Source organism: Sulfuricurvum sp., from assembly GCF_028688295.1.
In the GTDB taxonomy this organism is placed as follows: Bacteria; Campylobacterota; Campylobacteria; order Campylobacterales; family Sulfurimonadaceae; genus Sulfuricurvum.
Map to the genome: position 1 here is coordinate 42,312 of NZ_JAQTYM010000006.1, position 25,516 is coordinate 67,827.

25 protein-coding genes and 1 other RNA gene are annotated in these 25,516 nt (G+C 38.2%); 12 read left to right on the forward strand and 14 right to left on the reverse strand.

Annotated features, from left to right (window positions below):
- Positions 1-31: 31 nt before the first annotated feature.
- From PHR02_RS02875 to PHR02_RS02905, 7 genes are all read left to right on the forward strand, one after another.
- Entirely contained in the window at positions 32-1,117 is a 1,086-nt protein-coding gene (locus PHR02_RS02875) for an FkbM family methyltransferase (RefSeq protein WP_299988657.1), read from the forward strand.
- On the forward strand, positions 1,110-2,183 hold the full coding sequence (locus tag PHR02_RS02880) for a DegT/DnrJ/EryC1/StrS family aminotransferase (RefSeq protein WP_299988660.1): 1,074 nt from the start codon (positions 1,110-1,112) through the stop codon (positions 2,181-2,183). The genes PHR02_RS02875 and PHR02_RS02880 overlap by 8 nt, the downstream gene beginning before the upstream one ends.
- Complete coding sequence (locus PHR02_RS02885; RefSeq protein ID WP_299988662.1) at positions 2,180-2,869, forward strand: WbqC family protein; 690 nt, start codon at positions 2,180-2,182, stop codon at positions 2,867-2,869. The genes PHR02_RS02880 and PHR02_RS02885 overlap by 4 nt, the downstream gene beginning before the upstream one ends.
- Complete coding sequence (locus tag PHR02_RS02890) at positions 2,866-3,828, forward strand: hypothetical protein (protein ID WP_299988665.1); 963 nt, start codon at positions 2,866-2,868, stop codon at positions 3,826-3,828. Before PHR02_RS02885 ends, PHR02_RS02890 begins: the two co-directional genes overlap by 4 nt.
- Positions 3,821-4,825: a sulfotransferase gene (locus PHR02_RS02895; protein WP_299988667.1), complete on the forward strand. Its 1,005-nt coding sequence runs from the start codon at positions 3,821-3,823 to the stop codon at positions 4,823-4,825. The genes PHR02_RS02890 and PHR02_RS02895 overlap by 8 nt, the downstream gene beginning before the upstream one ends.
- A gap of 61 nt (positions 4,826-4,886) precedes the next feature.
- The gene (locus PHR02_RS02900; RefSeq protein WP_299988670.1) at positions 4,887-5,756 is read left to right on the forward strand and encodes a hypothetical protein; all 870 of its coding nucleotides are present in this window, start codon (positions 4,887-4,889) and stop codon (positions 5,754-5,756) included.
- Positions 5,757-5,827: 71 nt separating this feature from the next.
- Positions 5,828-7,306, forward strand: a complete 1,479-nt coding sequence (locus tag PHR02_RS02905) for a rhamnan synthesis F family protein (RefSeq protein ID WP_299988673.1) — start codon at positions 5,828-5,830, stop codon at positions 7,304-7,306.
- On the opposite strand, the gene PHR02_RS02910 is transcribed toward PHR02_RS02905, so the two are convergent.
- From PHR02_RS02910 to fliD, 13 genes are all read right to left on the reverse strand, one after another.
- Entirely contained in the window at positions 7,248-8,057 is an 810-nt protein-coding gene (locus PHR02_RS02910) for a methyltransferase domain-containing protein (RefSeq protein ID WP_299988675.1), read from the reverse strand. The genes PHR02_RS02905 and PHR02_RS02910 overlap by 59 nt on opposite strands.
- A 29-nt stretch (positions 8,058-8,086) precedes the next feature.
- Entirely contained in the window at positions 8,087-9,565 is a 1,479-nt protein-coding gene (locus tag PHR02_RS02915) for a CDP-glycerol glycerophosphotransferase family protein (RefSeq protein ID WP_299988678.1), read from the reverse strand.
- Entirely contained in the window at positions 9,565-9,984 is a 420-nt protein-coding gene (tagD, locus tag PHR02_RS02920) for a glycerol-3-phosphate cytidylyltransferase (protein ID WP_299988681.1), read from the reverse strand. The genes PHR02_RS02915 and tagD overlap by 1 nt, the downstream gene beginning before the upstream one ends.
- On the reverse strand, positions 9,981-11,318 hold the full coding sequence (locus tag PHR02_RS02925) for a fatty acid--CoA ligase family protein (RefSeq protein ID WP_299988684.1): 1,338 nt from the start codon (positions 11,316-11,318) through the stop codon (positions 9,981-9,983). Before PHR02_RS02925 ends, tagD begins: the two co-directional genes overlap by 4 nt.
- 9 nt (positions 11,319-11,327) lie before the next feature.
- Positions 11,328-12,029: an SDR family oxidoreductase gene (locus PHR02_RS02930; RefSeq protein WP_299988687.1), complete on the reverse strand. Its 702-nt coding sequence runs from the start codon at positions 12,027-12,029 to the stop codon at positions 11,328-11,330.
- On the reverse strand, positions 12,022-12,312 hold the full coding sequence (locus PHR02_RS02935; RefSeq protein WP_299988690.1) for an acyl carrier protein: 291 nt from the start codon (positions 12,310-12,312) through the stop codon (positions 12,022-12,024). Before PHR02_RS02935 ends, PHR02_RS02930 begins: the two co-directional genes overlap by 8 nt.
- Positions 12,309-12,851 carry a GNAT family protein gene (locus PHR02_RS02940; protein ID WP_299988692.1) on the reverse strand — a complete coding sequence of 181 codons (543 nt, stop codon included), beginning with the start codon at positions 12,849-12,851 and terminating at the stop codon, positions 12,309-12,311. Before PHR02_RS02940 ends, PHR02_RS02935 begins: the two co-directional genes overlap by 4 nt.
- On the reverse strand, positions 12,848-13,876 hold the full coding sequence (pseI, locus tag PHR02_RS02945) for a pseudaminic acid synthase (protein WP_299988695.1): 1,029 nt from the start codon (positions 13,874-13,876) through the stop codon (positions 12,848-12,850). The genes PHR02_RS02940 and pseI overlap by 4 nt, the downstream gene beginning before the upstream one ends.
- Positions 13,873-14,703, reverse strand: coding sequence for a UDP-2,4-diacetamido-2,4,6-trideoxy-beta-L-altropyranose hydrolase (pseG, locus tag PHR02_RS02950; protein ID WP_299988698.1), 831 nt, complete (start codon positions 14,701-14,703; stop codon positions 13,873-13,875). The genes pseI and pseG overlap by 4 nt, the downstream gene beginning before the upstream one ends.
- On the reverse strand, positions 14,700-15,383 hold the full coding sequence (gene pseF, locus PHR02_RS02955) for a pseudaminic acid cytidylyltransferase (RefSeq protein ID WP_299988702.1): 684 nt from the start codon (positions 15,381-15,383) through the stop codon (positions 14,700-14,702). Before pseF ends, pseG begins: the two co-directional genes overlap by 4 nt.
- Positions 15,380-16,507 (reverse strand): UDP-4-amino-4,6-dideoxy-N-acetyl-beta-L-altrosamine transaminase, encoded by a 1,128-nt coding sequence (gene pseC, locus PHR02_RS02960; RefSeq protein ID WP_299988705.1) that lies wholly within the window; start codon positions 16,505-16,507, stop codon positions 15,380-15,382. The genes pseF and pseC overlap by 4 nt, the downstream gene beginning before the upstream one ends.
- Positions 16,508-16,509: 2 nt before the next feature.
- Positions 16,510-17,517 carry a UDP-N-acetylglucosamine 4,6-dehydratase (inverting) gene (gene pseB / locus PHR02_RS02965; RefSeq protein ID WP_299988707.1) on the reverse strand — a complete coding sequence of 336 codons (1,008 nt, stop codon included), beginning with the start codon at positions 17,515-17,517 and terminating at the stop codon, positions 16,510-16,512.
- A gap of 66 nt (positions 17,518-17,583) precedes the next feature.
- On the reverse strand, positions 17,584-19,563 hold the full coding sequence (fliD, locus tag PHR02_RS02970) for a flagellar filament capping protein FliD (protein ID WP_299988709.1): 1,980 nt from the start codon (positions 19,561-19,563) through the stop codon (positions 17,584-17,586).
- A 151-nt stretch (positions 19,564-19,714) separates the two neighbouring features.
- Between fliD and ffs the strand changes: the two genes are divergently transcribed.
- From ffs to PHR02_RS02995, 5 genes are all read left to right on the forward strand, one after another.
- Positions 19,715-19,812, forward strand: an RNA gene (gene ffs, locus PHR02_RS02975) — signal recognition particle sRNA small type.
- A 128-nt stretch (positions 19,813-19,940) separates the two neighbouring features.
- Positions 19,941-20,753, forward strand: coding sequence for an HDOD domain-containing protein (locus PHR02_RS02980; RefSeq protein ID WP_299988712.1), 813 nt, complete (start codon positions 19,941-19,943; stop codon positions 20,751-20,753).
- Between the two features lie 178 nt (positions 20,754-20,931).
- Entirely contained in the window at positions 20,932-22,644 is a 1,713-nt protein-coding gene (locus PHR02_RS02985) for a type I secretion system permease/ATPase (protein ID WP_299988715.1), read from the forward strand.
- Entirely contained in the window at positions 22,641-23,984 is a 1,344-nt protein-coding gene (locus PHR02_RS02990) for an HlyD family type I secretion periplasmic adaptor subunit (RefSeq protein WP_299988718.1), read from the forward strand. Before PHR02_RS02985 ends, PHR02_RS02990 begins: the two co-directional genes overlap by 4 nt.
- The gene (locus PHR02_RS02995; protein ID WP_299988721.1) at positions 23,974-25,278 is read left to right on the forward strand and encodes a TolC family protein; all 1,305 of its coding nucleotides are present in this window, start codon (positions 23,974-23,976) and stop codon (positions 25,276-25,278) included. The genes PHR02_RS02990 and PHR02_RS02995 overlap by 11 nt, the downstream gene beginning before the upstream one ends.
- Positions 25,279-25,303: 25 nt before the next feature.
- On the opposite strand, the gene PHR02_RS03000 is transcribed toward PHR02_RS02995, so the two are convergent.
- Positions 25,304-25,516, reverse strand: a 213-nt coding sequence (locus PHR02_RS03000; protein ID WP_299988723.1) for a hypothetical protein, incomplete at its 5' end; no start/stop codon positions are given.

Below are 25,516 nucleotides of genomic sequence, written 5' to 3' on the forward strand. Positions count from 1 at the left end.
TGATGATAATAATGAGATGGGGGATGTCTAAATGTATAAATTTATTAAAAATATAGTTGAACAGTATAATTTAAATATAAATAGCAGGATTATCAATAATTATGATTTTCGTGCATATTCGTATGGGAAATATATTGAACCTGATATGGAACAGTTAAAAAAGGGATGTGAAAGTTATTTTTCTTTTTTTATTTTAAATGCACATAAGTTTTTTACTACCTATAATTTATTGAATAACAATGAATCTAAGAAGCTTTTTGTTAACTTGATACTCTATAGATCTTTGGGTTATTTTAGATTTAAAATAGAGGAAGATTATGATTGGACCGATGAAGTTGATATGTTTGAAAATATTAAAAAATATTACATATCAGAGTCATCAATAAACTCGCATGGATTATATGGAGAATTAGGTCATTTTGAAAACGTACCTTTTGCAGACCGACTTCTCAATCTTGAATGTTGGTCTGCCAATATTGTCTCTTTCTTGTACAGAAAGCAATATTATTATGGGATAGGTGGAGTTGAAGTAAAGCCTGAATATGGAGATATTGTCATTGATGCGGGAGCGTGCTTCGGTGATACTGCAATCAACTTTGCGGCTACAGTCGGAGACGAAGGTCATGTATACACGTTTGATCCATTAGTTGAACATATCGAGATAGCTCGGCACAATATCTTTCAAAATTCAATGAGTGAAATAATTACAGTAGTGCCTTGCGGGTTAGGAAACTACAATAATAATACAGCGTATAATAGAGGTGAAAAACAAAGTAGCAATGTGAACCCAGCTTTTAGTTTAAACCAGAATGAAAATATTGATTTATTTTCTATTAGAACGATTGATTTCGTGTGTACTGAGCAAAATATTAATAAAATAGATTTTATCAAAATGGACATTGAAGGTTTTGAACTGGAAGCGTTGAAGGGTGCTTTTAATACTATCAAAAAGAATTTACCGAAATTAGCAATTTCTTTGTACCACAAATTGGAAGATTTTTATGAAATACCTGATTGGATAAAAAGTAATTTTCCTGAGTATCAATTTTATCTGGGGCATCATACGATACATGCAGGGGAAACTATTTTGTACTGTATAGCTAAAAGCCATGATTAATGTAACAAAAACATATCTTCCTAATAAAGAGAAATATAAAAAGTATGTTGATGAAATTTATTCAAATGGATGGATAACCAATAACGGTCCATTGGTTCAAAAGCTTGAGAAGAGGCTTGCAGATTATTTGGACGTTAAACATGTGGTTCTTGTTTCTAACGGTACTATTGCTCTTGAGATAGCTTATCGGACACTTAATGTCAAAGGCTTTGCAATAACTACACCCTTTAGTTTTGTAGCTACTACTAGTTCTTTGGTAACGAACCAAATACTACCTATTTTTGCAGATATCAATCCAAATACTTTCAATATTGATCCAAAAAATATTGAAAATCTGATTACCCAGAATACTTCAGCAATTGTTCCCGTTCATGTTTTTGGTAATGCATGTGAGGTTGAGGAAATAGAAAAAATTGCCCAAAAACATAATCTAAAAGTTATATATGATGCATCTCATGCTTTTGGAGTAAAATACAAGAATAAAAGTGTCCTTAATTATGGAGATATTTCTACCCTTAGTTTTCATGCTACGAAGCTTTTTCATACTATAGAAGGTGGAGCTTTAATTATCAATGATGATGATTTGGTTCAAAAAGCAAGATATCTTATAAACTTCGGTATCAAAAATACGGAAGAGATACCAGAATTGGGCACTAATGGGAAAATGAATGAATTTGAAGCGGCAATGGGACTGTGTGTGCTTGATGATATGGAAGAGATAAAGCAAAATAGAAAAATAGTTTATGAAATCTATGCGAGAGAACTCAAAGGATTAGTCGATTCTCAACAACAAAATGAAAATGCAACAAAAAATTATAGTTATTTTTCGGTTTTATTTAAGGATGAAGCCCTTCTAAAAAAAGTTCAAAATAGATTGAATGAAAACAATATTTATCCCCGCCGCTATTTTTATCCATCTCTTGATACATTGAATTATATTGAGCCTAAACAAATTTCACTAAATTCAAGAGATGTTTCCAGAAGAATTTTGTGCTTACCAATGTATGGAGAATTATCTTTAGATGATCAAATGACGATCATTAGGATTTTGAAAGAGGCGTTATGACTCTTGGTATCATGCAACCTTATTTATTTCCTTATATCGGCTATTGGCAGTTGATAGAGGCAGTGGATACTTTTATAATTTATGATGATGTTTCTTATATTAAACAGGGATGGATAAATAGAAATCAAATTTTATTTAATAGTAAAAGATATCTTTTTACTTTGGAATTACAAGGAGCCAGTTCTTTTAAAAAAATAAATGAAGTAGAAGTTGGAAATAATCGTATTAAGCTTTTAAAAACGTTTGAACAAGCTTATAGAAAAGCTCCATTTTTTAATGATGTTTTCCCTATGCTAACCAATATTATGACCAATCAGGAACTGAATCTTGCACGCTATTTGGAGTATTCTATTAAAGAAATTGTAAGTTATTTAAATTTACAAACAAAAATTATTATTTCCACCCAAATTGAAAAAGACACTTCATTGAAAGGCCAAGACAAAATTATCAATATATGTAAAAAACTAAATGCTACACATTATATCAATACTATTGGAGGACAGGTTCTATATGACAAAGAAAGTTTTACAAAGAGAGATATTTCATTAAGTTTTATCAAAACTAATTTGATGGAATATAGACAGTTTTCAGATGAATTTATTTCTCATTTATCTATCATTGATGTTATGATGTTTAATAATATCAATGATATCAAAAATATGATGCAGGAATATGAGTTAGTATGAAAGAAATTGGTGGATATTTTGAATTAGAGCTCAAGAAAAAAAAAGAGTATCATCATGATGCTTTAAAATTAAACAGTGGTAGAAATTGTTTGAAATATATCTTATCGACCGTTCCACCTCATAAAGTATATGTTCCTTGTTATATCTGTGATAGCTTACTTGAGCCATTAGTGGAACTTGGTATTAAATATGAATTTTATAATATAGATGCTCATTTTGAAATCCTTGAAGAAATCGATATGAAAAGTAATGATCGTATTTTGTATGTAAACTATTTTGGTATGAAGAGTTGTTATATTGATGATCTTTCTAAGAAGTACGGCACAAAGCTTATTGTTGATAATACACAGGCTTTTTTTGAAAACCCAATTTTAGGTATTGATACTATATACAGCCCAAGAAAATTTTTTGGTGTTTCAGATGGTGGGTATCTTTACACGAGAAATTTTCATCCGCTTTATGGTAAGTTAGAAGTAGATTATTCTGTCGAATACGCAGAACAATTACTTGGCAGAATTGATAAAAATGCATCTTTCTATTATACTAATTATCAAAAGTCCGAAAACAGGCTTAGTCATCAACCAATAGCTTTAATGTCAAAATTGACACAACGAATTTTAAATTCTATTGATTATCATGAGATACAAAAAATTCGAAATTCAAATTTTTCTTATTTGCATGAACATCTAGTATCTTTAAATTTATATCAGGTAGAGCCTGCGTTAATAAAAGTTCCAATGATATATCCTTTTTTGACTGCTAATAACGCTTTAAGAGAAAAACTTATAGAAGCAAAAATTTATGTTGCAAGATATTGGAATGAAGTTTTACAAAGAGAAGTTGTGACAGAAATAGAAAAAAATTTTGTCGATATACTTCCTCTTCCTATTGATCAAAGATATGGGCGAAGAGAGATGAAAAAAATCGTAGCAATCATTAAAGAATCAGTATATGAATAATATTCAAATAGAAGCAAGACGTAGTGAGTTTAAACGTAATGATTCATTGGAATCTTTGCTTACAGAAGTTAATCATTTGATGAATATTGCCGAAAAAACTTTGTTAGACGATCAAACAACTGCATATCCAATAGTTTTTATTGTTGGACCGCATAGAAGTGGTTCGACACTTATAACACAATGGCTTGCCAACAGTGGATTGGTAGCTTATCCGACAAACTTGATGTCTCGTTTTTATAAAGCGCCGATTATAGGTGCAAAAATCCAACTATTGCTGACTGATGAGCGTTATAATTATCGCAATGAAATACGTGATTTTAACTCGTCTATAGATTTTTATTCGGAAAACGGTAAAACAAAAGGGGCTTTGGCTCCAAATGAGTTTTGGTATTTTTGGAGACGTTTTCTGCCATTTGAAGAGATAGATTACCTTTCGGATGATGAGCTTTTCGAAAAAGTAGATATTAAAACCCTTTTAGCTGAATTTGCTGGTTTGACAGATGTTTTTCAAAAGCCTTTCGCACTCAAAGCAATGATTCTCAACTATAATATCCCTTTTTTAAATAAAATTTTTGATAAAGCAATCTTTATTTATACCAAACGTGATCCTTTGACCAATATAGAATCTGCGTTAAAAGCTCGCGAAAAACAATATGGGACAATTAATCAATGGTATTCATTTAAAATTCCAGAATACAATCAATTGAAAGATATGAATCCTTATGCACAAGTTGCAGGGCAGATATTTTATATAAATAAAGCTGTTGAAAAAGGGTTACAGAATGTTCCTGAACATAAAAAGTTAGTTGTTGAATATGAAGAGTTCTGTGAAAATCCAAAGAAATTTTATGATCAAATAGTTGGTATGTTAAAATCATATGGTTGTGTAATAGAAAGAGCGTATGAGGGTGATGAAAAGTTTAATGTGACACGGAAAAGTGTACAAGATGAGAATATTTTAAAATCGTATAACTTTTTTTCTAAGATGGATAACTGATGATATTTATTGTTAGAAATCAAATAAAGCCCATGAAATTATTACACATGAAACAAAAAATATGAATTCTCAGCATCCTTATATGTTTGCAATTTTTGCTCCCAGTTTTGATTCATCAAGCGGTGGATGTATCGTATTGCATAAGTTATGTGATATTTTAAATCAACTAGGCTATCAAGCTTATCTATATACTTTTGGCACAAAAATAGAAAAGTATATAGTAAACCAAAAATATACTACACCTTTAATAGACAGGTCTTTTTTTCATCAAAATATTCAAAATTTTATAGTTGTATATCCAGAAATAATTTCGGGGAATCCTCTAAAAGCTCCGAATGTTGTAAGATGGCTTTTGCATAAACCAGGGTTTTTCACTCATGAAATTGATTTTGGTGAAAATGATTATATACTTGGATTTAGTCCATTCTCATATCAAAATCCAGATTTTAAGATACATGACAAGCTATTAATTCTAGAAGGAAATCTGGATATTTTTAAAAACTATCATTTTTCAAAACGGGAAGGAAGTTGTTATATAAAGCGAAAAAATCCTAATGCCATAATTGTACATGATATGGAAAATAGTATTGAAATCGTAGATACAACACCATCTTCCGCATTAGCAGAATTATTCAATAAAAAAATATTTTTTTATTGCTATGATCCATATACTTTTTTATGTATTCAGGCAGCATTGTGCGGATGTATTCCTGTGATCATCCCATGTCACAATATGAGTAAGGAAGAATGGCGAAAAAGTATAAGAAGTTATAATGGTATATCGTATGGTTTTGATGATATAGCTCATGCTACTTCTACTCAATATCTTGTTCGGCTTGAAATTGAAGAGGTTGAACAAAATAATAAGCGCTTTGTTGATGCATTTTATTGGAAGGTAAGTAAGTTTTTTATGATGGATCGCTCATCATAGTATACGGGCTATAAACTTTTTTAATAGATATCCATATGAATGACAAATTACAGATGTAAAAGTGTAGATTAATGATTAAACAAACACCAAGAATTCGTTTAAGCTCAAGTGAAAAAAGTCATATTCGTATGATCAACTTTTTTGATCATCATGATGAGGGGGATAAACTTTGTATTTATTCCCACTTTGACCCTGACGGTATCATTGATGCTTATGTCATTTTCGCATTGAGGTCAATGAAAAAAATGGGGTATGCGATTGTTTTTGTGACAACATCAGAAAAGATTGCGTATCGGGAAATAAATAAAGTAAGGCGGTACGTTAAAGTTTTAGTGGTAAAAAAGAATATAGGATACGATTTCATGTCATGGAAAGCAGGATTGTATGCGGTTGGTGATTATACGAAATATAAGCAAATAATCCATATGAATGATAGTATCTTTTATCCACTTTCTAACCCTAAAAAAATGTTTGACAGCATGAAAAAACGAAGGCTTGATTTTTGGGGGCTTGCTGATAGTTACAATATACAATATCATATACAAAGTTATTTTTGGGTCTTTGAACAAAAGATTGTTAAGAGCTATTTTTACAATCTTTTTTGGAACACTTGTAGAGTAATTGAGAATAAGCAGAAAATAATTGATTCGTATGAATTGGAATGTGCAAAAAAGGCCATAAAAGCTGGATTTACCGTTGGTGGATTTGTTGAATTTGATAAGTTGCTCGAATCCGTTTCAAAAAAATTTAATGATGTTGAAAAAAAACTTTTTGCACAGGTAAATCCGGCGTATTATCTATGGGATACGATGATCGAAATACATGATGCACCCTTCTTGAAAAAAAATATTCTTTTAAGAACCCATTCCGATTATAATCCTGAATCATCTATGTGGCATCTGTTTGTAAATCAGTATACGTACAATCCTTCTTTGATTGAACGTTATATTGAAAGAATTGATAAAAAAGGGACGATTTTATATTTTGCAGAAGAGGTATTTAACTATTTTTTAGAACAAATTGAGAGTCTTAAACAATACAATTGCGTTGTCATTTATGGTTATGGGCAGGTTGGCCGTTTCGTGCATTGTCTGACAACGAATATTGTCGGAGCGGTAGATGGTAATGAAAAAAATTCAAATATATTGAATCGTTTTTATGGAGTTGATATTGAGGTTAAGCCGAAGGAAAGTATAGTGAATATGGATTATGATAAAATTGTAATCTGCTCTATTGGATATGAAAAGGAAGCGATTAAGTCACTTGATTCTTTGGGTATTACGGAAGAAAAATTAATACTATTGTCACAAAAGCATAAAGATCTTATACCGTTCGTACATATTTTACGGACTATTATTCGTCTCCACTTTATTGAGCTGAAAAGTGAGAGAGAAATCTATGTAACGTCAAGTAATGATGTATTTATAACTTATGTACGAGCATTTCTAAACTTTATCGGGCTTTATCCAAAATTTATTCTTCCTGATAATGTTAGGATAGAGTGCCCTGGGCAACTTTTTCAGTTTGAAATTTTTTCAAAACACAAATAAATTCAATACCATTGGGAACAATTTCAAGAAGAGTTGCATTGATAAACCCATCATTAATAGCATTTTTTATATGTTTTTCAAAGGTTGAACTTTCCCAAACATGAAAATGGGTATCCTTGTGTTCTTGAAGAAGTTTTTCTGTTTTGATTAAAAGCTCTTCATCATCATAATGAGCAGTATGTTTTAAAAAGTCTATATAGTGTTCTTTTCGATTTTTTTCAGATCCATTAAGGTATTCATCTTTAAGATGTTCATACGTCGTGAGCTCTCTTGTTGCGTCAAAAGTGTACCGTTTATCAGGAACTGCATACAGAATGTAGCCATCTGGTTTAATGACGCGGAGATGATTCTGAATGGTTGTAATCACATCTTCTACGTGCTCAATCATATGATTTGCGATTAAAAAAGCGTAATATTCAGAGGGAACCTTAGAAAGTTTTTGTCCATCGTCAAGTGTAAGAGAGTAAACACAATTTAGATCATTGATTTCTGGAAAACGATTTTTTAAATCATCAATAGACGCTTGATCGATATAGTCGGCTTGACATCCTAATGGAAGGTGATTAGGAGCATGGAAGCCACCTAGTTCAACTCCTCTTGTTGCTCCGGAGAGATATTTTTCTGATAAAATATAGCGTTGATTTGCTGGTCTTGGATTTGCAAGATTTCTGACAAAGAAATTATAATCATCTCGTAATGCTTCTGAAGAAAGAAGAAGATGTTCACTTGGGAGATATTTAGCTTTACGCATTATGTTCCTTTAGTTTATGTCTATATTAATTATAATATGACACTGCTTTTGATTAAATTTTTAACGATTCGTTCGGATGAATACATATCTTGATAGGCGAAAAAAAGATCTTTTATATTTGTACGTTGAGAAGCAAAACTTTCTTTGTCTTGAACAATGGACTGCAGTATGACTATTAAATCATTTTGCGTTTTAATTTTCCCCCCTGGAGCATTTTTTTCATAGTCATACACAAATCCCCCCATGTTGCCGCTGTACTCTTCGTAATCGTAGTCAAAAAATATAATAGGACGATTTAATAACAGAAAGTCAAAATAGACTGAAGAATAATCGGTGATTAAAATATCGGCATATTTGAGGATCGGATAGACATCTCCCTGGGATGAATGAAAGTGGATATGTTCGTACCCTCCTTCTGGAGCAAAACTCTGGTAAAACTGCATGATAAAAGGATGCAATTTGACAATCAAAATAGCATTCAGAATTTTAAGAGAATGGTCTAATAGGTTAAAGTCCAGAGGGATGAGAGGTGTTTTTGGATTTTCCAACTCTGTTGAGGCTTCGCGATGGGTTGGCATGTAAACGATTACTTTGGTTTGTGTGCCGAAGGTTGATTTAGCCAATTTGTATAGATTGTGGTCACATAAAAGCAGATCATACTCACTATGCTCTTTCAGTAAAAGATCATTTCTAGGATAGCCGTAATCTTTGTACTCTTTGGCGACAATGACATGAGAAAGAGAAGTTTCGTTAACGTAATCAGACGTACTCACTAGATAATCGTAGGTAATATCGGTAAGTCTGTTCATCCGTTTGAGGGGAATGCCATGCCACATTTGGATGGTTTTTTGGTGTGGGCTGAGATGTTTAAGGGGTTCGGTGTAGTTCCCCTGATCCATAATGAGATTTTTCCCCCATGCAATATTCCAAATTGCTTTCAAGCTTAAAAGAGGAGCGACAGGGAAACCATGAATTTTGAATTGGCTCAGTTGATGCTGATTGTCTGTGAGGAGAACTGTATTCGTATAACGAGTCGCAGTATGAAGATAGAGCATTTTTGTGTTGGTTCCGACAAATGATTTGGCGATAAAAACATTTTTTGAACGTTTGAATCCGAATGCATCGATGAAGCGGGTCAGTAAAGAGAGAAATTTCATCCGTAGCTTTTGCGGTATTGCCGCATATTTTTGGCGACTAATATCACGCTCATCAAAAAAGTGGTATCGGTTGTCGATGATATCGATTTTGATTAGTTTGGATTTTGGGATGTGAACGGTATAGTCATCATAAATACTGGAAAAGTGGTTTTGAGAGAGGATGAGAATGGCATCAAAAGGGGTCTCTATTATCGTATCCAATTTGAATATTTCATCTCCCTCTTTGGTTTTATCGATAAATCCTAAACATTCGGCATTAGGATAGTATTCACAAAAACTTTTCTGAAACATAGTTGTGCGAGGTGTGTGTGGGGCGATATAGACCCGTTTGCCGTTAAAATCAAACGCCATCAGAGCTGTACCTCGTTTTCGAGTAAAAAGAGATCGAGAGATTTTTTGATTTCTGTAGTAGATATATCTTCAGTACGAGGAAGATAGACCACTTTGCAGTAAGGGGATAGAAAATCAAATTTTCCCTCCCAATCATTTCCCATCGCAAAGATATCGACATTGTGATTGCGGATATCATCGATTTTTTGTTCCCAATTCTCTTCGGGAATAACGAGATCGACCCCTTTGATTGCACTCACGATTTGGGCACGCTGTTCGTAAGGAATCAGCGTTTTCTTCCCTTTGACTGTATTAAACTCATCGGTAGAAACAGCGACGATGAGTTTTTCACCGAGTGCACTGAGACGCTGGAGGAGATTGAGATGACCGATATGGAACATATCGAATGTTCCGTAGGTTAAAACGATCTTTGGCTTCATCGGTTGATCCTCATTTTCTTAAATCGTTCACTGAAGTTAGTATGATCGACCACTTTGACATGGGTTGGAATTTTATAGGGGTCAAGTTTATTTTTGCAAAATTGTCGGATTGTTTTTTTGATCCCCTCGGTATCAGAGGGATCATGTAAAACAACTTCTACTGCGACACTTTGCCCCGTAATTGCATTGGGGATTGCATAGACGAGGGCATCATCGATTTGACTCATCTGCATCAAAACCGATTCCACTTCGATGGGGAGGACTTTTTCTCCTCCGACGTTGATAACCTCTTTGCTCCGCCCGATAATCCGAAGATAGCCGTTCTCCCCCTCTTCGACCAGATCGCCTGTTTTAAACCAACCATCTTCTGTGAAACTCTCCATAGATGCATTGAGGTAGCCGAGGATTTGGGTATGGCTGCGCAGCCACAGTTCACCGGATTCAATTCGGTAATCCAGATCAGGATCGTCGATTTTCATAAAAGTGGAGTTGGATGAGAGGGAGCTAGTAGTGGCGATGCCTGTCTCACTGGTTCCGAAGGTTTGTAAAAATTTGACACGGGGAAAAGCAGTTTTTAAACGCTCCAGAAGTGTATCACTCATCGCTTCGGTTCCATAGGTAATCATCCGCAAAGAGGAGAGATTGAATCGATTTTGGGCATCGGCTATCATCATCAGATTTAAAAAAGTGGGTGAAGAGGGGAGTACCGCAATGGCATATTTTTCAATCAAGTGGCAAATTTCCTCGACATTGCGCGAAGCGGGGATAATCATAGTCGCACCCATGGAGAGAATGTTAAGGAGTGTATTGAGTCCACCGATGTGATCGAACATTAAAAAAAGCAATAGATTCATTGATTTGGGTTTTTTACCGCTATAGCTTTGGGCGAGGGTATCAAGATCGTGGATCATCGCTTTTGGTTTTCCGGTACTGCCACTGCTGAAAAGTACCAGACCGCTATGTCCTCTCAAACGGAGAGTTTCGATGATCGGATGGTTTTTTTCCTGATGAAGTTCTTGAACGAAGTACTTCCCATCACGGATTCGAATTGCTTTGTTGGTATACGATTCACTCAGTTTATCTTCAATCTCGCTCTCTAGCGTGGCAGTGATCGGGACAATGATGTTATGGTTTTTCATTAATGCCAAAAATAGAGCAACCGATTCAAACGAATAATCCGAGAGGATGGCGATTACCTCTCCAGGAACTATGCCAGAAATAACGCTATCTTGAAGCATTTGGATGGTGTGTGAGAGATGAGTATAGGTATAGGTTCCCTCATTGCTGATAACGCAGTTTTTATTACTAAAAGCGCTAAAATCCATCCACTCCATGATCTCTCCCTATCGACTGACTCCGCCCAGATAGAGAATCTGGCCGGTGAGAAAGTCGCTTTTTTCATCGACAAAGAAATCGACTACATGGGTAATATCGTCAAATGTTCCCATACGTTTGAGAGTTTGTTTTTCGATCAGAGCATCGATTTTTTCTTTTGGAACCGCTTTGATCAGATCAGTTTGGATAGGGGTCGGGCCAATGGCATTGACCGTGATCTTGTAGTTAGAGAGCTCTTTGGAAGTGGTCTGGGTGAGGTTTTCGATAGCGGCTTTGGCACTGGCATAAATCGCCTCCCCCTCAAGATGAAGAGGAGTGGCGATAGTGGTAAAATTGATAATCCTTCCCCGTTCTTGTTTCATCATCACTTTCGCACACTCGCGCATCATGAGCGCCGTTCCTAAAACATTGACACGGAATAGTTTTTCCATCGTTGAGAGGGGGGTGGTGATAAAATGGTTCATTGAGGCGATACCGGCGTTGTTGATCAGGACATCGAGTCGTCCAAACTCTTTTTTGAGACTGCGTATCATAGATATAACGGCGGATTCATCGGTAATATCGAGGCAAAAATGACGATAGGAATTATGTGTAATACTTCCCTCTTCTCTTGAACACCCAATGACGGTATTTCCAAGCATGAGATAATGGCGTGCTAATGCTTCTCCTATCCCTTTGCGGGTTCCGGTAATCAGGATCACTTTAGTCATTGAGTAGTTTTTCGACGTAATTGCAGAGTGAGCCGACATCACGAAACGGTGAGGTGCGCTGACTCATGGCACGCTCATCGGCTAGCACGATAGCGCGCTCAAATGTATCGTATATTTTTTCTTCGACATCGGCGATTAAGGAGACGAGGGCGAGGCTATCGAGTGCTCCGCCGTTTCCGAAAAGCTTGGTCTCTTCGCTCACGTGTTGTAATGTCTCATTTTCTAGCTCTTCACCCATGTCACGAACGGCAGAGGAGATAATTTCAAAAATGTGCTCTTTCATAAGCTCTCCAGATTGATGGGATAGTGTGTGGCGTATTGTAGAATATTTTTGAGGATTTTTTTCTCTTTTTGAGCGCTCCAGAGCATTTCATCCAATTGCATAAGGGTAAAATCGTCGCTTTCACAGAATGGTTTAAATCCTAATTGTCGGTTGAAAGCGATTGCTGGGATATTATTGGTCCGGATATGCGACTGGAGTGTTGTTACACCCAAATGATTAAAACAGCGATCGATAAAATAGAGAGTTACCGAAGCAATAACCCAAACAGAGGTGTTGGGATCGAAAAAGATTCCCCATGTAGCCGTTTCATCATTGTTTTGGATGAGGTGGATCCCGCCGCAGAGGGTATTGGTTTCAAACACAGCGTAATAGATTTTTCCGCTACAGGTTTTGAGTGATTCAATCCATCGGATATGATCGGTAAAATCGATCTCCTCTATATTCGTCGAAGCGTTGCGGATGGTTGTGAGATTACGGATATTTAAAAGATCCTGATGTTCTTGAGCCGTTAAATCGGTGTAATTTTTGAGATGTATCATATCAGCTTTACGGAGACCATTGTTTTATCCAGAGGGGTACCGCGTTTAATGCAAGTAATTGCATGGGTATGCAGTAGTGTGTTTAAATGACGGGGATGAAGCCCCTCTCCTGGACGAATACTTCGGGTATTTTCAGCAGTAAATTTCTCTCCTTCAGCGATATCACGAATCGCAAAAAGACTACGTGCATACTTTTTATCGCCCCCTTTGTAATCGGGATAACCAATCATTTTTTCAACACTGCGAATACTTTTAACTAAAGCAGTGAGCTCATCGGGGCTTAGAGAGAAAGCTTGATCGGCAGAGGGGACGGAGGGGTCTGGGGTGAAATGTTTTTCAATGATTTTCGCTCCCAGGGCTACACCCGCGATACAGGCTTCAAGTCCTAGCGTATGATCGGAAAGACCGACAGTGACACCGAATTTTTGAGCCATATCGGGAATCGTAGAGAGATTCATCGATTCGGGTGGAGCGGGATAGGAGCTAGTACATTTGAGTAATGCGATCTGATTGTTTCCGACACTTCGACATGCTTCGATAGCGCGGAGAATATCCTCTTCGTTGGCAATTCCGGTGGAGATAAGGATCGGTTTTCTTTTGGCAGCGACATGTTGGATAAGGGGTATATCGGTAATCTCGAAACTGGCAATTTTATATGCAGGAACATTGAGTGATTCGAGTAGATCGGCTCCAGATATATCAAATGCTGAAGAGAAGAGGATAATCCCTAACTCATCTGCATAGGCTTTGAGCGGTTCATGCCATGACATCGGCATATGTGCACGTTCATAGAGATCATAGAGATATTCACTGCTCCACAGATGCCCAGCTTTGAAACGCTCCTCTTTGACATCAATCGTGAGAGAATCAGCAGTATAAGTCTGAAGTTTGATGGCATCGGCACCTGCTTCGTAGGCGAGTTTGACAGCTTTTTTTGCGAGATTAAAATCTTGATTATGATTGGCGGAGAGTTCGGCGATGATAAAGGTTTTTCCCTCATTAAAATCAAAATGGGCTATTTTCATGTTATATCCTCCATAACGCAATAACCGTTTATTTTTAAATACTCTACCATATCGTCCTGATTGGGTGCACTTTGAAGTGCACTGAAGGGGAGTCCCATGTAAATCGCCTCATGAGCGATGGTGCTAGGGGTGAGGATCGCTTTTTTACTTTGGTTCATGATGCGTGCGACATCGTTGGAATTAATAAACAGATGAACTTTTGGATGAGCTTTAGCGTAAGTTTGCAGTGCATCTAAATGGTGGTTTGCAGTGGTGGTCAAAATCGCGATTTGGATATTTTCAGAAACACTTTGCATAATCTTACCAATCTGATCGGTCGTATCTGCTCCCCCCATCGCAATGAGAAGATCGTAGACTTTTTCTCTAACGATTTTTTGTTCGGCAATAAACTCTTCACGGATCAGAGTGTGCTCACTGCCGCACCACAGGATACATTCGATTGGCACCAAGGAGGTGTATTTTTTAGGGTCTGCGTAGATATTATGGTTGAGAAGAATATCACAATGGTGCTTTTGGTAGGTGTCATCAAGAGCAATAATTTCTACGGCAGTTTGCTCTTTGATCTGTTTTTCGAAGTGTGCATTGATTCCGTAATGGTCGAATATAACACGTTCAAACCCCTCCGTTTGGATAAGTGTTATGAGCTCCTCAGGGGTGTTTGTAGTGAGTGTATATAAAGGATAGGATATCTGCTCGATAATATTCCCTTCCAATTCCATACAAGCGAAAAAGATCTTCCCTCCCAGCCGTTTGGCAAGAACGAGATCACGCATGATATGTCCTACTCCGATCGATGAGGAGCTGTCGGAACGGATAAGGGTTTTCATAAATGGAGAGCTTTGTACATCAGTTCTGCTCGAATCCAGTCTTCGGGGGTGTCTATATCTTGCACGAGATGGCGAGGGAGAATGATAGGAATGCTATCTGAACCGAACATCGGCTGATTGGATTTATGTGCGAGTTTACTCCAGTAAAATTGTCCCGCATCTTGATACGCCTCTTCGAGATCTTGACTCCGTTTTAAAGCATTTTCAGGCCAGAACATTTCACATCGATTTTGCGGAGTAATTTTGAAAGTTCGTTGAATTGGAAAAGGCATAGAAGTGCATGAAAAAGCATGAACAGCATCTGATTTTTTTAATTTTTCAAAACCTTCACTAAGATAGGGTGCTTGCAATAAAGGTGCAGTTGCATAGATAGTACAAACATAATCAAATTTTTCACCCTGATCTTTCAACCATGAGAGCGTATGATGGATAACTGCACCTGTTCCCGTCAAATCGTCGCTAAGCTCTTTCGGACGTAAAAAAGGGACTTCAGCCCCATAGCTGAGGGCTATCTTAGCGATCTCTTCATCGTCAGTGCTTACAATAATTTTATCAAAAAGTGTGGATGTTTTAGCCGCCTCAATACTGTAAACGATCATCGGTTTTCCGCAAAAATCTTTAATATTCTTTCGTGGAATACGTTTACTGCCGCCACGGGCAGGGATTATGGCGATATTCAAAATGAACACCCTCGATAGGAATATTTTTCGATCACTTCTAGAACGGTATCGACCACGACTTTGGCATCCTCCATAGACATCTTCTGATGGCAGGGGATAGAGAGCTCCGAGCGGTAAAAGTGCTCGGTAGTCATTAAACGTATTTCACCGAAACGTTCTTTGTAAAAGCTGTTTTTGTAAATAGGTTTATAATGAACCTGCACTCCAAGAGCACGTGATTGAAGTTCTTCAAAAATTTCCTCTTTGACACAATGGAGCTCAGGATTCAGTAGTAGGGGATAAAGGTGGCGCCCGCTTTGTTCATTATTAGGAATTGTAATTGTGGAGAAGAGTGGATGTTTGTCGAATTTTTCATCATAATAACGGGCAATATGTTCACGTATATTGATGAAACGATCGAGTTTGTGCAGTTGTGAAAGCCCAAGTGCGGCGGCAAATTCGGTGAGACGATAGTTATGCCCAAGACTCACCATATCTGAATTCCAAAGATGCTTTTTGATGATACCGTGAGAGCGAAAGAGTCTAAGCCGCGACGCAAATTCCTCATTGTTGGTTACGATAGCTCCTCCCTCGCCGGTAGTGATCGGTTTGATCGCATGGAAGCTAAAGACAGTCATATCTGAAAATGAGCCGATTTTACGGTGATTAATATCGCTTCCCAATGCATGAGAAGCATCTTCGATCACAAGAAGATTGTGTTTTTTGGCGATGGTTTTGATCGTTTCGATAGCGACTGGTTTACCGGCAAAATCGACAGGAACGATGGCACGGGTTCGGGAAGTGATAAGTGATTCGATGAGGTTTTCATCAATGTTACCGTCCATTTTCACATCACAGAAAATAGGTTTTGCTCCCAGTGCAACTGCCATATTCGAGGTCGCAACAAAACTGATAGGGGTGGTGATGATCTCATCGTTTTCTTTGAGTTCTGCAACTGCATATGCCCCTAAAAGAGCAGATGTAGCAGAGTTGAATGTAACACAGTAGCGTGCGCCGACATACTCGGCAATTGCTTCTTCAAACTCCTCGACTTTGGAGCCTTGAGTGAGGTGAGAACTGCGTAAGACCTCAACAACAGCGGCAATATCATCCTCTTCGATGAACTGGGTCGAATAGGGCAACACGACTATTTTTCCTCGTTACGGGTAAGCTCGATTTTGGCAAGTAATTCTTCAGAGGTAAGCCATTGGCTATTGTTATCTGAGCGATAGGCAAAACCGTATGGGACACTTTTTCCGCTTTCTCCTAATTGGTTCAGGTGATAATTCGGTTTATGGGAAAACTGTATCGTGGGTTGAATAACGAAATGATCATCAAACTCGATGGTGAGATGTGAATCATCCTCCGGACACATCACTTCGTGCATTTTCTCACCCGGTCTGATACCGACAACGGTATGTTTGAGGGTTGGAGCGATGGTTCGAGCAACATCAATAACACTCATTGAGGGGATTTTGGGGACAAAAATCTCCCCTCCGTGCATTCTCTCAAAGTTTTTAAGGACAAAATTAACCCCTTCTTGGAGAGTGATCCAAAATCGGGTCATTCGTTCATCAGTGATAGGAAGCTCTGTTGAACCTTCACGGATCAATTTTTCAAAAAAAGGGATAACTGAACCGCGAGATCCCATAACATTGCCGTAGCGGACAACCGAAAAAGAGATAGGTTTGTCTCCTGTGATATTGTTGGCAGCAACGAAGAGTTTATCAGATGCCAACTTGGTCGCTCCGTAGAGATTGATGGGGTTTGCCGCTTTGTCGGTGGAGAGGGCGATGACTTTGTGAATACCGTTCGCTATGGCGGCATCGATAACGTTTTGAGCCCCGTTGATGTTGGTTTTGATACACTCCATCGGATTGTATTCAGCGATAGGTACATGTTTAAGGGCAGCTGCATGGACGATATAATCGACACCGTTCATTGCTTTGATAAGGCGGTCTTTATCACGTACATCCCCAATAAAATAGCGCATGCATTTATCACTAAAACGTTGCGCCATTTCATATTGTTTAAGTTCATCACGTGAGTAAATAATAATTTTATTGGGTTTGTAACGTGCTAAAATGGTTTTTGTAAATTGTTTTCCAAAACTTCCGGTACCACCGGTGATTAGAATATTTTTCCCATCTAACATTCAAACCCTTTTATTTAAAATAATTCTTCAAAAGTGTAGCTGAGTTCACTTGAAAAGCTTCTTGTCTTAGCCGTTGACTGCCATACTGATCTGTTGGCTGAGTGAGGAGAATTGATTGTTGAGTTTGCTGATAATGGCATCATATTCAATAAAGCGTGATGTCATTGATTCATAGCGTGCATCGAGTAGGGCTTGACTTCGTGTTTTATTTGCAGTTAACGTTTTTGTCTCTTCTTTTGATGCATCGGTCAACATTGTCATAATTCCGCTGTAACCAGTGTAACGATCTAGCCAACTATTGAGTTGAGTAAATATACCATCTTCCCTTGAAGACTCATTTCCATTTGTGTCGTAGGTGATTAATCCGCTGAAAAATTTTTCTGATTCAGCTGCGTCTTCTTTGAATTTATTAGCAAAGGTTGTTGCGTTGAAACTCATAGTACCCGTTTCGTTAAGATCGATTCCGAACTGCGATAGTGAATAGCCATTGCTGTTTAATGATGTCAATAGTTTGGTGATTTCGCGGCGGATTCCCGTGATGGTACTATCACCATTGAAAATGCCTACTTTGCCATTTTCAACATCAGCTAAAGTCATAGAATTAAGTTGATCCATGAGCGTGTTATAGCTTGAAACCATGTTACTCATTTCATTACCGATTACATCGACATCTTGGGTTATATCAATATTGGTGCTGTCGCCATTTTGGAGTAGATTGATCGTGACTCCGGTAATAAGATCGGCAATTTCGTTGCTGCTGCGGGTGATCGTAATACCGTTGTATTTAAAACTGGCATCCGATGCCTGTTGTATCACTTCTGCTGGCGCATAGTCTATCATGCCGGTTGTCAGTTTTGTATCGAGAAATCCTCCGGTATCGGAAATGCTAAACGTAGCATCATTACCCGTAGCCGTTGATTGGAGGATGAGTTGGTACGAGCTTCCTACTTGTTTTATTGACGCAACGCTGCTTCCTACTGCGGTATTGATATTATCTGATAATTGTTGCAGGGTTGTCGTTCCATCATAAGCAATATTGTAAGTCGTTCCATTCATGGTAATGTTATAGGTTCCTGCAACACTTGGGGTCATATCGGTCGTTGATGCAAGAGCAGTGGAATCTACGGTAGTAAATGGGGTTGTGATGGTGTAGGGGGTTCCCGCAGTGTTGGCACTAATCGTGACATCATTACCGTTTATGGTTGCAGTATAGAGACCACTTGCATCGATTGCATTTTTGAAATTTGTTAGTGTTGTTGTATGATCGGTATCAAAATCAGCATTGTAAAGAACACCTCCGATCTCGACCGATATTCCCCCATCCGTTAGGGGTTGTGAGAGCGAAAATTTGGTTGATTGTGTCACTGAACTGGATGTAACCAAAGAACTGGTAGCAGTAAACGACCCGCTCCCTTTGATATCTTTTTGTTGATAGAGTGCATAGTCTAAAGATCCGCCGGTTGAATCGGATAAGGTGATATTTTGAGACGTCCCTGTTGCATTGGAAGTTAAAACCATTCGATAATCATCAGTTCCTACTTGGAGAATTGATGCTTTGATTTTATCTCCCGCTTTGTTATTAATAGCACTTGCCAAATCTTCGAGCGTTGTAGAGGATGTATAATCGATACTATAAGTTTTTCCATCGATTGCAAGAGACATGGCCCCTGTTCCATTGGCAACAAGACTGGTTTTAGAAGCAAATCTACCCGATTGACTAACGTATTGTTTAGCGAGTTCAGTATCACTGATAGAGAACGATTGAACCGAAACCCCAGCATCTGCAGTCACTTTTACTCCATCTGTTGTACCATTGACACTCCGTTTTTGAAACGTTATATCTTCATCCAATGCGCTAACACTGCTTTTGAACGTAGAGAGGAGAGATTTTAGTAAATCTAATGCACTGCTTTTTTGCTCAGCAAGGGTGATTTTATTCGTGATAGGGGTAATGCTTAATGCTTCATCATTTGCTTTTAGTTTATCAATAACATCTGATGTCAAAACACCAGACCCGATCCCGAGTGAATTAATGGTTCCAGCCATAGCAAATCCTTTTGCTTTTTATTGTTAGGTAAATCGGCCAAAAGGGTAAAAACTTTAGGTTGAAAAGATAAAGCAAAAAAAGTTCCGTATCGTTTTCCTAAAATCATACTATCTTGCATTTATAAAGCGAAACCGCTATAATTCCACCTCTCCTCTAGACCTGTGCAAGGGTGCGTTTAGACATCGTGTCAGGGTAGGAATACAGCAGCACACCTAGACGTGTTTTGTGCCGCAGGTATCTGGGGGAGTCTCTTTTCTACCCTTTTAATCACACTCCTATCAAAATCTCATAAAAAAGCAACCCTTAAAGAATAAATTTAATCTATAATGATCTATAATCCTTTCAGAACTATAAGAAATTATTTTGGAGAATTGCGATGAGAATTGAATTAATGGAACAGATTGAGCACGTTCCGATGCTACCAGAAACCGTTCAAAAAGTAGAAGCGGTTTTTAATGATTCGAACGCTACGGTGTCCGATATGGCAAACGCAATTAAAGATGATCCGATTATTACGGCATACATTCTAAAAACTGCGAATTCCCCGTTATATGGTTTGAGCCGAACGGTCAACGATATCGCTACTGCAGTTTCATTATTAGGTAGAGAAGCCGTTCGTACTTTTACGATCGCCTCAGCCGCAAATTCGTGTATGGAGCTTGATCTTTCACCTTATGGGATGAGTAAAGATACCTATTTGGCACGTTCACAGCTTCAAAATGCTCTTGTCAGTCGTTGGGTATCTAAAGTAGACCGTTCACTTCTCGCTCATTTATCATTGGCATCATTTTTGTTGGAATTGGGTAAAGTAGTCATCAGTCGCTATTTAATTGAATCAAATCAGAGTGCTTTATTGAGCAGCAATTTAGAAAAAGGGATTTCAATTAAGCAAGCGGAAATTGTCGCCTGTGGTTCAAAATCTGAGGACGTTACAGCAACCCTCTTTTTCCGCTGGAATTTTGATCCTGATTTGGTTCATTTGATCCGTTTTGCCAATGAACCCGAAGATGCGTCCGATCCCGAAACCCAAGAGATGGCAAAATTTTTGAAAGTAGCGAAAGAAGCGATTAGCCTGGATGGTAAAATCACCGATGATACCCTCAAAAATGCCCATGAGCTTATCGAAGAGTATGGAATGAACCAAAATCTTTTTGATGAAGCGGTTGAGAAAGTTTTAGCAGCTGCTTAATCTCTCTAATTCCAGCTTTTTCGTATTTATTCTCCTTTCTTTGCCCTTGCTTGGGCTAGTAATTAGTTAGGGGAGAGAACCTCAATTCCTTTTGACTTATCTTATTCACTGTAAAGATTATTATGCTAAAATCCATCGTACTTAATTTTAACTTTTTTAACCAAGGTTCCTATATTTTATGAATAAACACCCTTCATCTAAAGAAAGTTCCGAACTGCTTGGTGTCATCAAACTCTCGAAACACGCTTTTTATTTTGCTGCATTTATAAGTCTTTTCATTAATCTTTTAATGTTAGTTCCACCTCTATACATGCTTCAACTCTATGATCGGGTTTTGGCAAGTAGGAGCGAAGAAACATTGCTGATGCTTACGCTCATTGTTATTGTAATGTTTGGGGTCATGGGGATTTTGGAGTTTGTGCGTTCGCGGATATTGATCCGTGTTGGAAATGCGATTGATGCGAAAATGTCAACCCGACTTTTTAATGCTATGTTTGCTCTCTCTAACAAAAATCCGGGTAAATCTACCTCTCAACCACTGGGTGATTTGACGCAGATACGGCAATTTTTGACGGGAACTCCGTTATTTGCTTTTTTCGATGCGCCGTGGATTCCGATTTACATTGGTATTATGTTTTTATTTCATCCATGGTTAGGGTGGTTTGCTATTTTTGCAGCAATTGTTGCGTTTACATTAACGATTATCAATGAAAAACGGACAAAGAAAAGCCTTGAAGAATCCAATCGTTACTTCCAGCAGTCTCAAAGTTTTATTCAAACCAGTTTACGTAACTCAGAGATCATCGAAGCGATGGGGATGCACGAGAATGTTCGAAAACGCTGGTATGCGCGTTACATCGCATTTTTAAATGAGCAATCTCGCGCCAGTGATGAGGCAGGGTTATGGTCAAACCTCTCTAAAACGCTTCGCATGCTGATGCAGTCGCTTGTTTTAGGACTCGGGGGGTATTTAGCGATAGTGGGTGAAGTAACACCGGGGATGATGATTGCGGGATCGATCATTATGGGGAGAGCACTCGCTCCGATCGATTTGATGACTAATACTTGGAAACAATTCAGCGGGGCACGCGGAGCATATGAGAGACTTGGGAAACTGCTCCAAGATTTTCCGGAAGCTTTGTCTCCAACCGCTCTTCCTCAGCCAAAAGGATTTATCGATTTGGAATCGATTGTAGTTGTTCCGCCAGAGGCACAAGCCCCATCACTTAAAGGGGTGTCTCTTTCGATTAAAGCGGGTGAGATTGTTGGGATTATTGGACCGAGTGCAGCAGGGAAATCCTCTTTGGCACGTGCGATGCTAGGGGTCTGGCCTCTGCATTCTGGGAAAGTTCGAATCGATGGCGCTGAGATAAGCCATTATGATAGAAGTGTTTTGGGCTCATTCATCGGTTATCTCCCGCAGGATATTGAATTGTTTGATGGAACCATTAGTGAAAACATTGCCCGCTATGCTGAACCAAAGCCTGAAATGGTCGTGGAAGCGGCAATAGTTGCAGGGGTCCATGAGATGATTTTGCAGTTACCGAAAGGGTACGATACCCCTATCGGACCAGGGGGAATTGCACTTTCTGGAGGGCAGCGTCAGCGTATTGGATTGGCTCGGGCTCTTTATGAATATCCTAAAATTATTGTCCTTGATGAGCCGAATTCTAATCTTGATGACGCCGGGGAGCGAGCATTGGTACAAGCCGTGCTGCAGATGAAGCAACGTCAATCTACTGTTATTTTAATCACCCATCGACCATCAATCTTGGGAAATGCCGATAAAATTGCATTTTTACGTGATGGACAGCTTCAAATGTTCGGTCCAAGAGATGAAGTGATTGCTGCTCTCGCACCAAAAACAGCTATGCCAGGAGTTCAAGGATGAGTATCGATACAACAGAATTGATAAAAGCTCCATCTGCTCCGACGCCAGAAACGGATGATCGACGTTATCGACGATTGGGATGGATTGTATTAGGATTGTTGATTGGAATCTTCGGAATTTGGGGATCATTGGCCCCTTTAAGCAGTGCCGTTCCCGCTCCTGGGAAAGTAATTGTAGCTTCTAATAATCGTGTTATTCAACACTTAGAAGGTGGAATTGTCAAAGCAATTTTAGTGCGTGATGGTGATATTGTCCATTTAAATCAGCCATTAATAGAACTCGATACGACTCAAGCAAAAGCTCAATTAGAAATTGCACAAGGAAAGTTTTTTGAAAACCTCGCTTTTGAATCTCGTTTGATTGCGGAGAGGGATGGATTAAATACCATTGCCTTTAGTGATGAGTTGGCTCAGATGGAAGAGTCCATTGCAAAAACTACTTTGATCGAGGGGCAACGACAAGAATTCCAAGTACGTCGTCAAGATTTATCCGATCAGAAAATGATAGTACTTCAGCGAATTGAACAATTGAAAAATCAAATACAGGGATTGGAAGCAATTATTACTGCCAAAAACAGCCTTTCTACCTCTTACGGTGAGGAAATTAAAGAGTGGGAAATTCTTTACAAAGAGCAGTTGATCGATAAAATAAAATTACGCGAAATTAAGCGTGAAAAAGTACGTATCGAGGGTGAAATTGCGAATGCAAAAACAGAAATCTCACGCGCAAGAGCACAAATTTCAGAGATGAATGCACAAATAACCGCCCAAAGACAAACACTGATGACTCAGATCGCAAGTGACCTACGTCAGGTACACATGGAGCTTTCAGATTTGCGAAGCCGTATCAGTGCTTTAAAAGATACGCTGAAACGTACAGTAATTTTAGCTCCGGTAGAGGGTGTAGTGACAAATTTGAAGATACATACAATTGGTGGGATTATCCCCTCAGGTCAGCCCATTTTAGAGATTGTTCCACGTGGAGAGCCTTTGATTATAGAGGGGAAAGTAGCTGCTAATGAAGTGACAAATATCCGTGTTGGACTCGAAACAGAGATCCGTTTTCCCAATTTTGCTCATGTTAAATCTTTAGATGTTGTGGAAGGAAAAGTAATTTTTGTTGCACCGGATGCAGTGCTAGAAGAACAAACACAGAGCCTTTATTATCCGGTTAAAATTCAAATAACACCTGAAGGTGAAGAAGAACTACAAAAAAATCAGCTCTCACTACAATCAGGGATGCCTGTGGAGACAATGATTGTGGTTGGCAGTCGTACCTTTATGGATTATATGATTAAACCTTTGACACAAATGTTTACAAAGGCATTTAATGAAGAGTAATCCTCTTTTATCTGTCATTACGTTAGCAGTTTTTGCGTTGCTTTCAAATGCGCAAGAGCCTTTAACATTAGGGACTGCCTATGAATTGGCATTGAAGCATGAGCCGAAGCTCCAGTCGTTGTATTTAAAAACCGCAGCAAACGGTGAATCGATCGAGCAAGTTCGTTCTAGATTATTTCCGCAAATTCAAGGAACGGTATCGGTTGGTAGGTATGAATATGCTTATCAAGCCTCTTCTAAAGCGACAAAAGAGAACTATACCGATTATTCGATTTCAGCAGTCCAGCCCATATTCCGACCTGAATATTGGCGTGGTTTAGATCAAGCAAAAAGTAAGTACGAATCTGCATTGGAACAACTAAAAGCACAACAACAACAAGTAGGGCTGGATGTGTCAAAAGCGTATTTTAGTGTTTTACATAGTGAAAAAAGTGCAGAATTAGCGAGCGCTCAAAAACTCTATTATGAGCAAAAATATGTACAGCTTGAAGAGATGTTAAAGATCGGATTGACCAATAAAATCGATTTTCTTGAGACAAAGATAGCTCGCGACAAAGCTCGTTCACTCTATGCAATTGAGCAAAAAAGGGCTGGAATTGCGAAACTTCGTTTACAAAATATGATCGGTAAGCCGATTGAAGCACTTCATGAACTTAATTTTGAAATGATCGATGTTTCTCATTGGATTATAAATAAAAGTGAACTCAATCAAAAGCTAGACGAAAATCCACTCTATAAATCAGCTAAGTACACTGTCAAAGCAGCTGAAGACGAAGTTGCAATTCGAAATTATGAACACTATCCTAAAGTCGATTTGAGCTTAACTCGAAAAGAGACGAATTCTGCTGATCCAATAACACATATCTATGACAATCAGGCAATTGTACGGATGAGTATCCCAATTTATGCTGGTGGATATGTCCAATCGCGTGTACGAGAGGGGATACTTCTTTTAGATGCTGCACAGCAAGAGCGTGAATACTATTCTCAAGAGACAAACGCAAAATTCGAAGAGGCATGGGAAGAGTCTCACTACAGTGTAGAAAATTATAATAATTTAAAAGATTCGGAACGCTCCGCACATCTTTATGTTGAATCGGTTGAAAAAGCACATGCTGCGGGATTAAAAAGTATTATTGATCTTTTAGAAGCCCGTGCAAAACTCTTTGAAATCAAAAGGGATTTAATCAATGCAGGGTATGAAGTATTAAACAACCGTCTTTTATTACTTGATATTACCGGAGAGCTTAATGCTCAATCGATTGCACTTCTGGAAAAAGATTTAAACCAGTAAAATATAATCTAGCAGATAGAAATGTCTACTTTTCTTCTCGATAACTTCCAGCTTTGCAACCCCCTGGGCTGCTTGGCGGATTATCTCTCAAGTAACACAAATCTTCATACGTCTGTTTTAACACTTTACTCTCTCGTAATAACGGCAACATCTTTTCATCTTTATCACTTAGGGAGAGAGATTGGTTATACAATAGTGCTTTGACTTCGGCATCGACGGCGGCAAGTGCCGCTTCTAT

Excerpts from the sequence above, each read along its gene's own strand:
- PHR02_RS02875 (WP_299988657.1), top strand. The coding sequence starts at position 32 with ATGTATAAATTTATTAAAAATATAGTTGAACAGTATAATTTAAATATA.
- PHR02_RS02880 (WP_299988660.1), top strand. The coding sequence starts at position 1,110 with ATGATTAATGTAACAAAAACATATCTTCCTAATAAAGAGAAATATAAA.
- PHR02_RS02885 (WP_299988662.1), top strand. The coding sequence starts at position 2,180 with ATGACTCTTGGTATCATGCAACCTTATTTATTTCCTTATATCGGCTAT.
- PHR02_RS02890 (WP_299988665.1), top strand. The coding sequence starts at position 2,866 with ATGAAAGAAATTGGTGGATATTTTGAATTAGAGCTCAAGAAAAAAAAA.
- PHR02_RS02895 (WP_299988667.1), top strand. The coding sequence starts at position 3,821 with ATGAATAATATTCAAATAGAAGCAAGACGTAGTGAGTTTAAACGTAAT.
- PHR02_RS02900 (WP_299988670.1), top strand. The coding sequence starts at position 4,887 with ATGAATTCTCAGCATCCTTATATGTTTGCAATTTTTGCTCCCAGTTTT.
- PHR02_RS02905 (WP_299988673.1), top strand. The coding sequence starts at position 5,828 with ATGATTAAACAAACACCAAGAATTCGTTTAAGCTCAAGTGAAAAAAGT.
- PHR02_RS02910 (WP_299988675.1), bottom strand. The coding sequence starts at position 8,057 with ATGCGTAAAGCTAAATATCTCCCAAGTGAACATCTTCTTCTTTCTTCA.
- PHR02_RS02915 (WP_299988678.1), bottom strand. The coding sequence starts at position 9,565 with ATGGCGTTTGATTTTAACGGCAAACGGGTCTATATCGCCCCACACACA.
- tagD (WP_299988681.1), bottom strand. The coding sequence starts at position 9,984 with ATGAAGCCAAAGATCGTTTTAACCTACGGAACATTCGATATGTTCCAT.
- PHR02_RS02925 (WP_299988684.1), bottom strand. The coding sequence starts at position 11,318 with ATGGAGTGGATGGATTTTAGCGCTTTTAGTAATAAAAACTGCGTTATC.
- PHR02_RS02930 (WP_299988687.1), bottom strand. The coding sequence starts at position 12,029 with ATGACTAAAGTGATCCTGATTACCGGAACCCGCAAAGGGATAGGAGAA.
- PHR02_RS02935 (WP_299988690.1), bottom strand. The coding sequence starts at position 12,312 with ATGAAAGAGCACATTTTTGAAATTATCTCCTCTGCCGTTCGTGACATG.
- PHR02_RS02940 (WP_299988692.1), bottom strand. The coding sequence starts at position 12,851 with ATGATACATCTCAAAAATTACACCGATTTAACGGCTCAAGAACATCAG.
- pseI (WP_299988695.1), bottom strand. The coding sequence starts at position 13,876 with ATGAAAATAGCCCATTTTGATTTTAATGAGGGAAAAACCTTTATCATC.
- pseG (WP_299988698.1), bottom strand. The coding sequence starts at position 14,703 with ATGAAAACCCTTATCCGTTCCGACAGCTCCTCATCGATCGGAGTAGGA.
- pseB (WP_299988707.1), bottom strand. The coding sequence starts at position 17,517 with ATGTTAGATGGGAAAAATATTCTAATCACCGGTGGTACCGGAAGTTTT.
- fliD (WP_299988709.1), bottom strand. The coding sequence starts at position 19,563 with ATGGCTGGAACCATTAATTCACTCGGGATCGGGTCTGGTGTTTTGACA.
- PHR02_RS02980 (WP_299988712.1), top strand. The coding sequence starts at position 19,941 with ATGAGAATTGAATTAATGGAACAGATTGAGCACGTTCCGATGCTACCA.
- PHR02_RS02985 (WP_299988715.1), top strand. The coding sequence starts at position 20,932 with ATGAATAAACACCCTTCATCTAAAGAAAGTTCCGAACTGCTTGGTGTC.
- PHR02_RS02990 (WP_299988718.1), top strand. The coding sequence starts at position 22,641 with ATGAGTATCGATACAACAGAATTGATAAAAGCTCCATCTGCTCCGACG.
- PHR02_RS02995 (WP_299988721.1), top strand. The coding sequence starts at position 23,974 with ATGAAGAGTAATCCTCTTTTATCTGTCATTACGTTAGCAGTTTTTGCG.